At 49.6% G+C, this 15,415-nt stretch carries 8 protein-coding genes and 1 pseudogene; all 9 read left to right on the forward strand.

Features of this window, described 5'->3' with window-relative positions:
• Nucleotides 1-73 precede the first annotated feature (73 nt).
• Nucleotides 74-643: pseudogene (locus tag AC07NP_RS20790) on the forward strand (tyrosine-type recombinase/integrase); the annotation flags it as partial.
• Between the two features lie 539 nt (nucleotides 644-1,182).
• Nucleotides 1,183-2,034 carry a hypothetical protein gene (locus AC07NP_RS20795; RefSeq protein ID WP_169330506.1) on the forward strand — a complete coding sequence of 284 codons (852 nt, stop codon included), beginning with the start codon at nucleotides 1,183-1,185 and terminating at the stop codon, nucleotides 2,032-2,034.
• Nucleotides 2,035-2,107: 73 nt separating this feature from the next.
• Nucleotides 2,108-3,358, forward strand: coding sequence for a tRNA-guanine transglycosylase DpdA (dpdA, locus tag AC07NP_RS20800; RefSeq protein WP_049283008.1), 1,251 nt, complete (start codon nucleotides 2,108-2,110; stop codon nucleotides 3,356-3,358).
• Entirely contained in the window at nucleotides 3,355-4,485 is a 1,131-nt protein-coding gene (gene dbpB, locus AC07NP_RS20805) for a DGQHR domain-containing protein DpdB (RefSeq protein WP_103774113.1), read from the forward strand. Before dpdA ends, dbpB begins: the two co-directional genes overlap by 4 nt.
• A gap of 435 nt (nucleotides 4,486-4,920) precedes the next feature.
• Nucleotides 4,921-8,076 (forward strand): protein DpdE, encoded by a 3,156-nt coding sequence (dpdE, locus tag AC07NP_RS20810; protein WP_172860585.1) that lies wholly within the window; start codon nucleotides 4,921-4,923, stop codon nucleotides 8,074-8,076.
• Between the two features lie 5 nt (nucleotides 8,077-8,081).
• Nucleotides 8,082-10,649, forward strand: a complete 2,568-nt coding sequence (gene dpdF, locus AC07NP_RS20815) for a protein DpdF (RefSeq protein ID WP_169330408.1) — start codon at nucleotides 8,082-8,084, stop codon at nucleotides 10,647-10,649.
• A complete protein-coding gene (gene dpdG, locus AC07NP_RS20820; RefSeq protein WP_000022531.1) occupies nucleotides 10,633-11,538 on the forward strand; it encodes a protein DpdG in 906 nt (301 codons plus the stop codon). The genes dpdF and dpdG overlap by 17 nt, the downstream gene beginning before the upstream one ends.
• Nucleotides 11,538-14,618 carry a protein DpdH gene (dpdH, locus tag AC07NP_RS20825; protein ID WP_421673096.1) on the forward strand — a complete coding sequence of 1,027 codons (3,081 nt, stop codon included), beginning with the start codon at nucleotides 11,538-11,540 and terminating at the stop codon, nucleotides 14,616-14,618. The genes dpdG and dpdH overlap by 1 nt, the downstream gene beginning before the upstream one ends.
• Nucleotides 14,615-15,406 carry a hypothetical protein gene (locus AC07NP_RS20830; RefSeq protein WP_169330407.1) on the forward strand — a complete coding sequence of 264 codons (792 nt, stop codon included), beginning with the start codon at nucleotides 14,615-14,617 and terminating at the stop codon, nucleotides 15,404-15,406. The genes dpdH and AC07NP_RS20830 overlap by 4 nt, the downstream gene beginning before the upstream one ends.
• Nucleotides 15,407-15,415: the final 9 nt, after the last annotated feature.

Here is a 15,415-nt window from a genome sequence, read left to right on the forward strand (position 1 = left end):
GTTACCACCCAACGAATCGGAAAATCGATACTGGAAAAACTCTAAAGTGGTGGCCAGTTTTTGTTGACCACTTCAACTTGCCGTCGAACTCACGCTCCTAGTATTCATTCGTTCAAGTGAACTACGCTTTGCTCGTTGGTCTGAGATCGATTTCGAAACATCAATGTGGGCAATACCTGCAGAGCGCGAAGCTATTGAAGGAGTAAAGCATTCACAGCGTGGTTCAAAAATGCGTACACCTCATCTGGTGCCGCTTTCTCATCAAGCTTTAGCAATTCTGAAAGATGTTTACAAACTTAGTGGTGATCGCGATTTTGTTTTCATCGGCGATCATGACCATCGCAAACCGATGAGTGAAAACACGGTGAACAAGGCGCTGCGCGTTATGGGTTATGACACGAAGGTAGAGGTTTGTGGGCACGGTTTCAGGACAATGGCCTGTAGTTCATTGATCGAGTCTGGATTGTGGTCGAGGGATGCAGTGGAAAGGCAGATGAGCCATATGGAACGCAACTCAGTACGCGCAGCTTACATTCATAAGGCCGAACATCTTGATGAACGGCGACTGATGCTGCAGTGGTGGGCTGATTTTTTGGATGCGAATAGGGAAAGCGAAGTTAGCCCTTATGACTTTGGCAAGTAGTCTAATTCCTGATGCTTGCTATGTTCGAATTTGAAAAGCCGGCTTGAACTATAACCCATACTTTTTTATAACTGTATTATTCTGGCGACTCAGAGGTGCACTATGAAAACTTTCGATACTCAACTTGCGATGAGCATTGTATCGCACTCAACGGGAGGTTTTAGTTATGACACACTCGCTAGGGCATTGATTTCTAAAGATAAAAATGAAAATTCTGACGTCCTTCTTGAGTCATGTCGAAATTTTTGTCTCTCTCTTGAGGAAAAAGGTATTCTGAGGCGATGCCAAAGATGTTCTCATTCTCAAGATGAGTATTTTGAGTATATTCCTCACTAACATCAGTCCCTGAAAATTTTTTCAGGGACTGATTACTCCGTTCTTGTCATCCCCTTTTTTCTCCTGTAGCTTGTGTAACACGATTCTGGGGGGCGATTGTGAGCAACATCAACTTAATAACCACATGTACAAACGGCAAACACTACGGTAGTAGGGATATATTGAGTCTGAGTCAATTTTCATCAGGCCGAACCCCTTCAAATGTGCTCGTGAATTCTTGGTGCAATGCTCTGAATGAAGCTATTTCTACATCTGCAACTGTATGTGCAGAGGATCTTTATAAAGGTGGGCACTGGGCGACGGCTAAAGCCATCTTAGAGGATTATCCTATTGATTTATGGATTCTTTCTGCTGGTTTAGGACTCCTTCACCACAAAGACAATGTTGTACCTTATAAAGCGACCTTTGCTGTTGGATATGACGAATCAATACCATTGTATTCTCAAGAATATGTAGGGAAAAATTTTCATAGAACATGGTGGAAAGAAATAACCAATAGATCTATTTTTAAATCTAAGCATCCTACATCTATTGTAGAATTAATGAAAAAAAGAAAAAGAGACTATTATATTATCTGTGGCTCTCCAGATTATATTAATGCAATTGAACTAGATATCATTAATGGTCTTGAGTATCTGGTTGATGCAAAAAAACAACTGCTTATTATAACTTCCAAAAAAATCAATGGTAGGTTAACTACATACCTTTTCAAAACCAACCAAGATATGGCTCAGTGGCTGAGATGCAATATGCTCATGCTTAATATCAGTGTGGCAAAATACATTGTGAAGGAATTTACGTCAAAACAACTCAATGATTTAAATGAGTTATCTCAAAAGTTAAAAGAAGAACTCAAGGAGTTACCTGAGCGTGAAGTGAAAAAAGGAATTCGTCGTAGTCCGGAGGAAGTTAAGTCTTTCATTTTAAAGATTATGGAAAAAAATCCTGGTATCAGTGCAACACACGCGTTGCGTGAATTTCGTGACTCGGGAAATTCATTTGAGGAAAAACGTTTTCGGGCTGAGTTTATGGCCCTGAGAGAGGCTAAACCTTAATGCTACTTGCCTGGGTTTCATGGTAGAATCCCCCGTTTTTTGAGGCTTTGCAGTGGCGTCACAGGAGAGTAAGTTGTCGAAGCTAAAGTATTTTTTCCCTGATAGTCAGGATTTTATCGATCCCAGTTTCGACTTCTTCCGCGAAACGCGTAACGAACATCGCGTGCGTCAACGTGACGATCAGTATCCGCATGAGATTTTTCCTCATCCTTACGATGGTATGCTGGTTTCTAAAGCTGTAGTTGATGGTCTTGGCGGCGGCGAGAGCAAATATACTCGTGCCCAGCGTTTGCGTTACTTCCGTAATGGAATGAAGCACTTTTTCCGTCTGCCGGAAAATATGGAAACTATGGGTGATTGCGGAGCCTTCACCTATGTTAATCAGGACGTCCCGCCATACCGTGTGGAAGAGGTGATTGAGTTTTACGAAACTTCCCGCTTTAACCATGGCGTTTCGCTCGATCATATCGTTTTTGGCTATGAAAAACCTGGTGAGGTATTTAGTGGCGAAGTATTGACTGAGTGTCGCCGACGCCAGGATATCACGCTGACCTTGGCTCAAGAGTTTTTAAATAAGTCTCAAAAGTCCTGTTTCACCCCCTTTGGCGTTGCACATGGATGGAGCAAAACCTCCTACCGTCAGTCTGTAGAGGCCCTGCTGGCCATGGGATACAAAAATATCACTATGGGGGGGATGGTGCCGTTGAAAACGGCGCAGATCCTAGAGACTCTCGAAGAGATTAAGCCGTTGCTGAAAAGTGATACGCGTGTTCACTTGCTTGGTATTGCCCGTCCAGAGAGTTTCTCCGACTTTATCAAATTTGGTGTGACCAGTATTGACTCGACTACACCGCTTCAGCAGGCCTTCAAAGATCGAAAAAACAACTATCATACGCCTGATGGCCCGGCCTATACCGCTGTGCGTGTCCCTCAGTTTGATGCGAATCCAAGTTTGAGTCGCAAAATTAAATCTGGCGTGATTGATCAGGATATTGCACGGCATCTGGAAAAGGATGCCATGAATGCCCTGTTCGAATACGATAAAGGGGCTTTGTCCCTTGAGAAGGCTCTTGATGCAGTCTTGGCTTATGAACGTCTGCATTCGGGTGAAAAAGAGGCCGACAAAATTCGTGCGGATTATGAACGTACGCTAGGAGAACGACCCTGGAAACAATGCCAGTGCAATATTTGCCAGGCCATCGGTATCAATGTCATCATTTTCCGCGGAGCAGAACGTAACCGTCGCCGCGGTTTCCATAATATTCAGGTGTTGTACAACCGTTTACAGCACACATTGTCATTACGCTCAGAGGAACTGTCATGAGTGAATATCGTGTTCCTGCCCTGCGAATCCGACAGGGTGAGGAGAGGCAACTCTATAGCCTTGCGATAGAAGGTAAACAGATCAGCAAAATTGCAGCGATTTCGCGTATTCGTCGCGGCGAAGAGAGTTTGGTTGGTTATCAGCGTCCAGAAGTACGTAACCATATTCGCGAAATTCAGCGCTACATTGAGAGCGCAAATCCGATGATACCAAACCCGGTGATTATCGCTTTTGATAAGCGTGTGCGTTTTGAACCGCTTACAGATAATGACGACATGGGACATCTGGTAATACCTTTCTCCGAAGATAAGGATTTTGAGAAGCCAGGTTTTATTGTGGATGGTCAACAACGTACTGCTGCTTTGCGGGATGCAGAAATCAATTCGTTTATGATGCCGGTCTCCGCTTTTATCGCTAATGACGCGGAAGAACAGCGTGAACAGTTCATGCTGGTTAACTCCACAAAACCGTTGCCCAAAACGTTGTTATACGAACTGGCACCGCATACCCACGGTCGTTTGCCATCCGATCTGCAAATGCGTAAGTTTCCTTCACTGCTGACTCAACGACTGAACTTCGGCGAAGGTTCACTTGCAGGGCGTATCAAAACGGCGACCAATCCTGATGGGGTTATTGCTGACAACTCGATGATCAAAATGATCGATGCCAGTCTTCGCGAGGGAGCATTGTATCGCTTCCGTGACCCGGCGACAGGGTTGGGGGATGAAGGGAAGATGGTGAAACTGCTGAATAACTTCTGGTCGGCTGTGGAAACTGTGTTTACTGATGACTGGGATAAAAAGCCTCGCTATTCCCGCTTGTTACATGGCGTTGGTATTCTTGCGCTTGGCAGCTTGATGGATGAAATCGATCAGGTCCATCAGGACTATAAAGGTGAACCTGGCTGGACTGAGATCCCTTCCTACACTCGTTTTGTAGAAGAGCTAAACCGAATAAAGCCGCTTTGTGCATGGAGCAGTGGCGTGTGGAACTTCGGCACAGATATTGATGGTCAGCCTATCGTCCGTAAATGGAACGAACTGCAAAATCTTTCAAAAGATATATCTTTGGTTACTGACTATTTGGTAACTAGCTATATGAAAACTGTCAATGCAGATATTAAATAAGGGTGACAACCCAATTGGCATTAGAAGTATCGAGTGCTGATTATCGACGTGGGGGCTGCAGATATGGTGCAGAAGTTCAAATTCTGTGCAAGCGCCAGACAGCCCCCATGCTTTCATTCTTATCATCAAACGCTGACCTTGTTACGATATATGTTCGTAACTTATGAAAAATCAAGATTTTTTTTGTTGAGATTTAGTCGTTTCACGAGTTTTGAAAGCCGGTAAATAAGTCATAGGCCGCACCGGATTACCCACCAATCCCCCTAAAAGTCATAGTAGACTAGTAACCGTGATCCCCCTCCTTGACAATCATCTTTACGGGTTGCAGTGTATGACATTGTCCTTGTATTCAGTGATATTATACGTATAAAAAATCACCATTAATCAAAGGCTTTTAAAATCACTGTTACGCACAGCAAATTTATGGATGGATATATGCCCCTTGAAGTTGGCGACCTCGTTGACTCGCCTTATGGAATCGGCAAACTTATTCGCATTAACAATAATGATGCTCTAATTAAGTATTTCGATTCCCCCGTAAATTATGAAGGCATAGAGCAAACTGTCGAAGTAAAACACCTAAAAAAAGCCGAACTCCACGCGGAAAGTCTGGTTTATCGCTACGACTACGAGGTTGCACACTGGCAGATTGCACGTGTTGTTGGTGCCGTGCCTGGAGGGGTGCGTTTGCATTTTCCTAACAAGCAGCAGGAAGACGTCAGCTTAAATGATATCTTTGTGCGCTGGGATCGCCCTATCAGCGATGCTGCGGCCCTTCTGGCCGAGCGCATTACCTATACCCCCTTCTGGCAAGATGCCCGTCTAGCTTATCAGCATCAGATGCTGAAACAACGCAACGCTTGTGCTGGGATTACCTCTTCGCTGTCGTCCAGTATTGAACTCGAACCTTACCAGTTGGCCGTCGCGCGTCGGGTGTTATCTGACCCTATTCAACGCTATCTGTTGGCTGATGAAGTCGGCCTCGGGAAAACCATCGAAGCTGGGCTGATCGTGCGTCAACACGTCACGGAAAATCCGCTCACCCACTGCGTGGTGATTGTGGCGCCTGGAGTTCTGCACCGGCAGTGGCAGCAGGAACTTTCTGCACGTTTTCACCTGGAGGAACTGCTTAATAAGTCGATCCATATCATTGATATGGCCGCCTTCAGCACAGCGGACCCCCTGTCGTTCCGCCCCGATATGCTGGTGATTGACGAAGCTCATCAGGTCGGTGCCTGGGCATGGGATGCAGAGTACGAGCAGCGCTACGCTAGTGTGAACTACTTGGCGCAACAAAGTGAAAAATTGCTATTACTATCAGCGACACCCGTAACTGGCAATGAAAAGAACTTCCTGGCCATGCTGCATCTGCTGGATGCTAAAAATTACCCACTGACTGACACTGGCTTACAGAAATTTCAGCAGCGTATCCAGCAGCGCGAAGAAATAGGTTCACTGTTCTACGCGTTTAACTGTGATAACGACAACATGACGCTGGAAGAGAACCTGGAAGCGTTGACTAGGATGTTTCCTGAGGATGAAGTACTAAACGGGATGGCTTCACAGTTGCTTCCCCATTTAGATATGATGCAACCGCTGCGGAGTGAGGCGCGTGATCTGCTGATCAATAAAATCCGCCACTACATTGGTAACCGTTACCGTCTGCACCACCGCCTGCTACGCAACCGCCGTAGCAACCCCGCCATTAGCGTCCTGATGCCTGGCTTGTCCGGCCTATCACTAAAAAAATATGCCACGACGAACGCCAGCAACGACATGATGATCGCCTGGCGCGAATCGGCAATAATGATGCACCCACAAGACCCCACGTTGGCGGCAATTTATCAGTTACTGTTTGAAGCCGCTATCGCTACGCCGGAACTACTGGCCCGGCTTGCAAACTATCGCTTACAGCAGGAGTCACTTGGTGCCGCGCAGGGCTTTCTCTATAGTGATTCACAGCTCGCGCTGTTGCAGCATCCGCTGTTTGATGGCGAGAAGGAGATCCTGCTTGAGCTGATAGACCGCTGCAAAATGGAGTGTGACAGCAAGCGCCAGCGCTTAATTGATGTATTGGAAAAACTTCTGGATAGTAACGTCAGAGAACTCCCTTATATTGTGGTGTTCTGTGACCAGCCATGGGTAGCCGACCAGGTATTTACCGACCTGATGATACCATTTATTGGCAAAATCCAGCGCCATAACCCCGACAAAGAAGTGCGCTTTGGCAAGGGAAGCAAATGCCAGATCTTAGTGTGCGATCGCCGGGCTGAAGAAGGTGTCAATCTGCACGGCGGGCGCAAGATTGCGCTGCATTACGACTTGTTGCTGTCGCCTAACCGTATGGAACAGCGTCTTGGCCGCTTGAATCGCTACTGCGCGACTGAGAGTGCGACTACTATCCTCAGCATGGCGCTGGTGAGTGAAGCAGAGGGTCTGCAAAATCAGTGGCTGACTATTCTCAATGAAGTGTTCAATGTCTTCGAAGAGTCGATTGCAAGCCTACAATACTTGATTGATGAGGAATTACAGCGGCTTATTTCCAATCTTTACCCGCTGGGTGAAGAGAGCATGATGCAACTCAGTGCGCGTCTGGCTGGTGAAGATGGCCGCCTTACGGTGGAAAAGCAGCGCATTGAAATGCAGGAAGTCCTGCTGCAAATTGATGGCGATATCATCGAAGCCAGAGAGTATGCCGATGCACTGGCGGATATAGATGAGAATGAAGAGGAATTCCGCCGCTGCGCTCGTAATCTGATAGGTAATGTACTGAAATTCGATTTTATTCCAGATGAGAAAGATCCATCGATATTCCGCTATCGCTTCAACCCTGGTGATAGAGGGACGGGCACCTTAGTCAGCCCACAGCGCCTACAAAAACACTGCCTGCTGGGCTTTGATCTCAACCAATCTAGCGGAAGTTCGCCCATGACTTGGCCACTTAGCTACTACCGGGCTGATACCTCTCAGGGTAAAATCCGCCCGGCTCGCTTGGGTGAACCTTTCCATGATGCCATCCTACAAATGCTGGATTTTGAAGAACGCGGTGTTGCTAGCGCGATTATCCGCATCACACCAGGCATGGGCGATGAAAATATTTTTTTCCGCTACGATTTTCTGATTGAAGCTGATGTCAATACACCAGCACTGCAACGACTGGCCGACCATCTGATGCCTCCTGAAACCATTACCTTGTGGCTGGACCAGGCCGGCGAGCAGGTCACCAACGCAGAGGTGTTGATGATACTTAATGAAGACTATAAACCGAAGGATAAGGGCGGACGCCACCTAAATCTCAATGAGGAACGCTGGGCGCAGATCTCCCATTGCATCAGCGCTAAAGATTGGCGCACCTGGTGTAACGATAGCTATAGCATAGCCCAGCGACTGGCGGTGGAACAGTTCGCCACACAACAGGCTCTCAGCCTGAGCCGACTGGAACATTATCTAAGCAGCGCCGCGCTGCATCATGCTAACCGGCAGGAGACAGGGCAGATGCTGCGCCAGGGTATTGCACAGCCGAAAATGACCTGCCTGGCGACGCGTGCCTTAATCATTGCATCAGAAGCTATATTGGATGAGGACTCATAAACCGGATGAATCTGGCGCAACTGATTGATAATGATGTTATTTCATCAAGGTTGAGTGAGTGCCTGCTGCCAGAGGCGACTGCCGGACACCTCGACCGCCGGGCGTTGATCCGTGACTGGCTGTACCGGGAAAAACATGCCCACCACAACAATAACGAACTGACCGTCCCTGATGACAGCCACCCTGGTTGGCCAAGACAGGAGGAGTGGGAAGCCAGCGGTATTAACTGTCAACGACTAGGTCAGACCTTTCTGCTCAGCGCTGGCCCTGCTTGGTGTCCGCAGTGGCTGGAGCAGGGAAACGGCATGCCTTTTCTCGCCAGCGATCAGCACCAATTCTGCCGCCAGGACACTCGAGTACCGATGGACTATGTCCTGCGCCGTTACTTCAAGAAGGACAATTATATCAGCTATCAGGCACCGGGCCAGCGCGATGCGGTACGCCGGGCTCTGTTCGCCCCACCGGGCAGTACGCTGTTGGTCAATTTGCCCACTGGCACCGGGAAAACACTGGTAGCGCAAGCATTAGCTCTGACAGCCTCAGCTCCCGGGGCACTTTGTGTACTGATCGCCCCGACCACGGCGCTGGTGTTGGAGCTGGCTAGCCGTTTCCGGAAGTTACTGATTGAAGCAGGGAACAAAGCAGAATCTGTCACCGGCTGGTATAGCGGCTTACCGGCGCAGGATAAATATGATACGTACATGCGTATCCGTGTGGGTGAGCAGCGGCTGATCGTCACCTCTCCTGAAGCGACCTGCAGTTCCCTGCAGTTCGCCTTATTTGAAGCAGCAAAACAGGGAGGGCTGCGCCATGTTATTGTTGATGAAGCGCATATTGTCGCCAGCTGGGGGAACGACTTTCGCCCGCATTTCCAGCAACTTGGTGGCTTAATTCGTGGGCTGAAGCGCATCAGCCGTGAAGCGAATCTTACACCGTGCTCAACACTGCTGATGAGTGCGACTATCACCGAAGCCAGCCGTAAAATCCTGCGCGATACCTTCGATCAGGAGATGAGCGAAGTCCATGCCTGCCATCTGCGCCCGGAACCTGCTTACTGGTGTTATCGGGCAAAAGACCACAGCGACAAACGGGATAAGGTGCTGCAATCGCTGGCTCATGCGCCACGCCCGCTGATCCTCTACGTGACGCGACCGAAAGAAGCTGAAGAGTGGGCGCAACAGTTGCGTTTGCAGGGGTATCAGCGTTTGGCAACATTTACCGGTGATACACCGAGTGAAGTACGCCGAAGCCTGCTGGAAAAATGGGATAAAAACCAACTGGATATCATGATTGCGACCTCAGCATTTGGCGTAGGTATGGATAAAAACGACGTGCGCACAGTGATCCATGCCACAGTGCCGGAAAACATGGACCGCTTCTACCAGGAAGTGGGACGTGGTGGACGCGATGGCTATGCCTGTACCTCACTGCTAATTTACAATCATCAGGATGTCAAACAGGCAGAACATCTGTCCTCACAAAAGTTGATTGGTCTTGAGTTGGGCCTGGAACGCTGGAAAAAGTTATGGGGTAGTGCCGAATCGGTGGGCGACAACCTGTATCGTATTGATATAGAGAGGATCCATAGCGGCCTTAATTTCCGCAGCAAACAAAATAAATTATGGAACTTGCGTACCGTACTGATGATGGTGCGTGCAGGAGTGCTGGAACTGGATGCCGATCTACAAAACCCGCCAGACAAAAAAGACTTTGCCGATGTTAATCGCTACGAAGCGGCAAAAGAGCAAATCATCCGACAGAACGGAAATTCACTGGTAGTACGCATCCTGCGTAGTCACCACACCGGAGAAGAATTGTGGAAAACACGTATTATCCCTTCCCGTGAAGAGACGCTGCAAGCTGCAAGGGCTAACCATAATGCATTAATCAACTGGCTGCATACGCCACTGAGCAGACCGCTGTGCGAGGCACTTGTGGATCTCTACTCCATGGCGGAATTTATTCCGGGTCACGCCTGTGGTGGTTGCCCTGCCTGTCGCGATAAGCAGGCGCTTACTAGTAATTATCCGAGCCCACCGACGCTGTTGCTTAACCCTCCAGCGTCGGTGGCACAGCAGGCGTTAAGCCGCTGGCAGGCGCTCAGCGGCCTATCTTACTCCAGTTGCTTTATCACCTATCCGCCAGTTAACGACGATGAGTGGGAACGTGAGAACTGGTATCACCGCATCGCGACGCTACTGGTGCAACTGTATCATAGAGGCATTGTCCAGCGCGTCTGGGCAGATCCTGCCTTGTTGCATAGTATATTTAGCGCCATTCCGCGCGGTGAGCGCCTGATCTTGTTGAGTGACGAATTGCCTGCACGTGATGAGCCAGCGCCGGATAACGATGTAATGGCCGAGTTGGCAGAGTTGGTACTTCCCACTCAAGAGTCCTGCGCCAATGGTTACCTGCCGCCTTTCAACCCAGCACCATTACAACTGACGCTGATCCCGCATGATATGCCCGATCCTCACCATCCTGGCGGGGCGCATTACGTTCTTCTCGATAATCACAATTGGATCACCATCGAACAACTTCAAAGGAAACTAGACAGTGTCGATTATCAATAATGCCCATGGTGGCAGCCAGTATGCCGTGCTGGCCGCATTTTATCAGGTGCTGAAAGCCAGCCCGAAGAACCAACTACCGCGTGAAAAGCTGATGGCGCTCTGTGCACCGGAAACATTGCAAACCGGCGACTCACAAAATGCACGTGGTAAAGCGTCTCAGGAATTAAGAGCATGGCTGGACTTGGGGTTACTGACGGAAGAAAAAGTAGAAGAGACAACACAAATCAGTTTCAACGCGAACTATTTCAGCACAAAAAGTATGCCGCTGCGCCAGGCTGCGCGCCGCTGTTTACAGGCACAGGAAAATAACAGTGACCTGAGCTCACGCGATGAACGCGCCGTCGACCTTACCCTTTTGGCTGCATTGCTGCTGGCGCTGGATGTCTATCAGAACGCAGAAATCAAATCGGGCAACCTTGAAGTGCTGGTGAACACGTTTATACCTGATTTTCGTATCAACAGTAATGAAATTGCTGTCGTTCCGGGGTATCTCAGTTGGCTGGGCTTTGCTCAACAACTCACTCGCGACAGTTACGCCATTGACCCCACCGATTCTATTCGTGAAGAGTTACCGTTCCTTATGCGTGTTGGCGAACAACTTTCCATCGGCGAAGTGCTGCAACGTCTTAATCGGGCGCTCCCGGTGCTAGATGGTGGCAGTTATCGCCAGCAGGTCGAGGAGCGTATCAGTCTGTATGGCTGGCACTCTCTTAGCCCTAACCGCCTTTCCACCTCGCTGTCGCGTGCGCTGCTGCGGCTTCAGCTTTCTGGAGTAATCAACATGAAGGCTGAGTCTGACGCCAGCGGCGCAATGCAGTTAACCGGCCGGAACGGCAGCGTGCTGCGTACCGTAACCCATCTGACCTTAAATGATGTGGGAGTCCACTAATGCCACAACTACAGAGCTACTGGCCCAGCGAGCAGAACGTTACTGCCTGCATCCTAACCGAGGCTGAGTCACTGGCTGACAGCCAGTTGCTGGCGGTGCATGAACCGATGCGTCTCGACCGCATTGAGTTTCAAAGTGGTAAGGTCACGCAGGTGGGAGAGGGGGCGCTGCTGGACTTTCTGCTTGAACATAACCGCCCGCTGCCGCTAATTGGCGCTTCTGGCGTGGGGAAATCCCACTTGGTACGCTGGGTTCATGCTCAGCTCAAACGTCGTGAAGATCATGCGAAATACCACATTATCCGCATCCCCAAAAATGCTTCTCTGCCACGTGTACTTGCCGCCATTCTGGAAGGTCTTGACGGCGAGGAGTATCAGAGTATTCGTGAAAAGGTTAACGGAGTTGGAAAGCAATTAATCCCCGAAAACGTTGCCGAACATATTGCTCTTAAATTGCGTCAAGCGCTAAACGCAGCATATACAGATGCCATTGAAGAGCTTCGCCAAGAAAAAATGGGAAAAATTCAGCTGGAAGAAAGCAGAAAAAAGCAGCTGGAAGAAATTCAACAACACGCAGCATCATCTCGACTGCCCGCGCTGTTTTTTGACAGCGTGATGACGCAGTATTTCACTGCTCCTGGCGCCTGTCTTCACAATATAGCGCAGCGCTTCTGCCAGGGAGCTAACGACGACAGTATTGCCAACTTGCGGTATGAAATGTCTGCGGAAGACTTCACCTTCAAAGGACTGGACTTCAGGCAGGTTTCACCAACAGTGCTTCCCTACCTGCGCAACCAACAGTTGCTTACCAGCGATGAAAAAAAGCAAGCAGCGGCTCGCGTTGTCAACGTGGTGCGCAGCCAGGCGTTAGAAGACACCTTCGTCGAACTATTTAGCTTTAACCGGGCCAATTTCCAGGATCTGATGCGTATGATCCGCCGACAGTTGCTGGCAGAAGGTCGCGACCTGATCCTTCTTGTGGAAGATCTTACCGCCACCTCGGCGATTGAAGATGTCCTGATCGCCTGTCTGATAGAGGAAGATGAGTACGACGGCAAAAAAGTTTTATGTACTCTAAGATCGATTATTGCGGTTACTGAGGGTCACGATAGCTTTAAGCGCCTACGTAATACACTAGGCACCCGCGCCCGCTACGAATGGGTGATCCAGCAGCATGCCAGCGAAAACGATGTCGCGCTGAAAAAACGCGTTATTGACTTTTGCGGCCGCTATCTCAACGCTGCCCGTCACGGCGCTGCTGCTCTGGAAACTTATCACCTCCAGCAGGACGCGCAGTGTTATCAGGAGATTCCTGTATGGCAGGATCAGGAGGTGCTGGAGAACGAATCTGCTGCGCCAGCGCTGGCCAGTTTTGGCAGCAGTAGCATTGGTCATCCGCTGTTTCCCTTCAACCCAGCAGCCATTGGGCAGTTGGTAGAACGACACTGCAAAGTTAAAGAACAAGGCCTAGTGTTTATCCCGCGTAATATTTTGCATGAAATTTTGCGCGAGCCACTGAAAAAGTATCGCCAGAATTATCTGGACGGGCAGTTCCCGCCATCACAATTTGCTGAGATTGTATGTAACCCGGCATTACAGCAGAGGATACGCCTGGAAGGCCTCAGCCAGCCTGAGCGGATTAATTCACTGCTGGCTGTTTGGGGGGGAAATAGTACAAACCTGGCAGGTCTTACGCCCGCCATCTGTAAAGAGTTTGGTCTGCCGGATGCGGCAGTACTGTTGGGGGGCGGTGGAACGCCACCGGAACCAGCACCGGAACCAGCACCGGAACCAGCACCGGAACCAGTACCGGAACCTGTACCAGTACCGGAATCAGTACCGGCACCACCATCACCACTTGATGAATGGAAACTCGTGCTGGATAAATGGCACCAGAGCAAGACGCTCGAGCAAACCAGAGCCCGCGACATTCGTAAGTGGCTCCTGGAAGCGCTGAATGCCCGTATCGACTGGTCAACTGAGCTTATCCAGACCTCTCTCATGGCCAGCTCAGCAAAAACTCAGGGAAGGATCCACTTGCCCGGCGTGCTTGTAGGGAATCAGTCACATCCGCTGGTGAAGCTTGAAGATACTCCTGAGTTGCGTAGCGCCTGTCTGGCGATGGCGCACTTCAACCATTATCAGAGTTGGGATTATGACGGCAGTGAGATCGACTACGCCGCCTTTCATAGTTTCATGGATTGCATTGAGCACGAAGTAAAACTCAAGGTGTTGCAGGAAGAACGCGAGGAGCTTTCTAGTATCATCAACGATCTGCAGTTAAGTGGTGCATTCCTTGGGTTGGATGGATTATCAGCATCCCATCCGGCCACGCTGGTGCAGGCACTGTTAACGGAACCGCAAGTCGCAAACAGCAACCATCCACTGCTGGATGAGTTCTTAACCCAAGCGCGCGACACCGTGATTGATGAGCATCTGAAACGTCGCGAGCGTTTAATCGCGCTTACGGCGGCGAAAAAACCGGGTGCTCAGCCGTATGCTATTAACGGCTTAATGCTGGTGGAGGCGTCTAAGAAACAACTGCCAGACGCTGGCAAACAACCGGGCAAGATCCATGAAGTCAAAAGTAAGCTCGGTGGCTACCGCACCCTGCTATTGAAGACCCAAGAGAGCATCACTGAACGCCTGAGCGACGGCAACAGCGCCAGCCTGGCAGCGGTGAACCTCTGCGACACCATGAAGGAGATAGTCGAACTGGCGAATAGCGCGGACGTCGCCCGTCCAATGGGTGAAACTGTACCGGTACTGCTGAAGTTGCTGAAGAACTGGAAAGATCCAGAGCTGAAAAAACTGATCAGACAACTGGAAAAACTGACGTTGCCAGCCGATAACTCGCACATGTTGATGAGAGAGATCCTTGCCATCAATGGCGAGCAGTTTGAGGCGTTTCGACAGTTATTAGAGACTTGGGGCAAGTTCGAAGACGCCACCGACAAGTATGTGCAACAGCGTATAAGCGATAAGGGCGGAGACCAAGTTGAGGATGCAGAAAACCAAGTTACAGATACCCTGGCAAACCTGGCTGAACAGTTAACGCTGCTGGAGGCGGACTTATCATGAGTGAAGTAAACATCAATGACGTGGTAACTCCCGTAGCCAGCGTACCGGAAGAACGCGGTATTTTTGCACGGCGCAGCGGTGATTTTAAAGCACGCCTTCAACGCTACCAACAAATGGAGAAAGCTCAGGATATCCGCGATAACCTGCTGCGGATAGCAAAAAAAATCGATACTCCGACTCAAACACTAGCACAGGCCCTCTGTAGCTATAGGGTGTTAAGGCAGGTCCACGACGATGAAACGGGTAAGCCGATTGTTGGTCCGTTTGACCGTGCGACTTTCGGCAATCCACAAATCCTGCTGACGGCCTTTTGCCAGCAGTACGCGACGCATAAACATGATGTTGAGCAAGAGGGTGAACTTGCCCTGCTTACTCAAGAAATTAGGCGCTTAGCCAGCGAACTCAGCACGCACACCACCGCGGCGTGGGTTAACTATATTCGCGGATTAAAAGCGCAGTGGGAAGTGGATCAGAGACTGTTCAGTAACTTGGCGCATCAGGAAGGACAACGAAAAGTACAACAGCACTACAGTGATCTCGTGGAAAAGTTCACCAGCAGTAGCCGGGGGCTGCCGAAAACCATTGAAGAATTTGATACGGTGAGAGACCTGCATGAGAAACTCTGCCAGCAACGCGGAGCACTTAAGCTGGATGTGCCAGAAGAGGTCAATCTCTTCCTCAAAGCCGTAGCCGGGCAAGGTGCCACGCTCGATATGTTGACGCCTAATGTACTCAGTTGGCTGACGGAAGAAGACGACCCGACGCGCTATCGCATAAGACGCCTGTAAGGAGCCGTA

It is taken from the genome of Citrobacter sp. GW821-FHT07H02 (assembly GCF_059418505.1).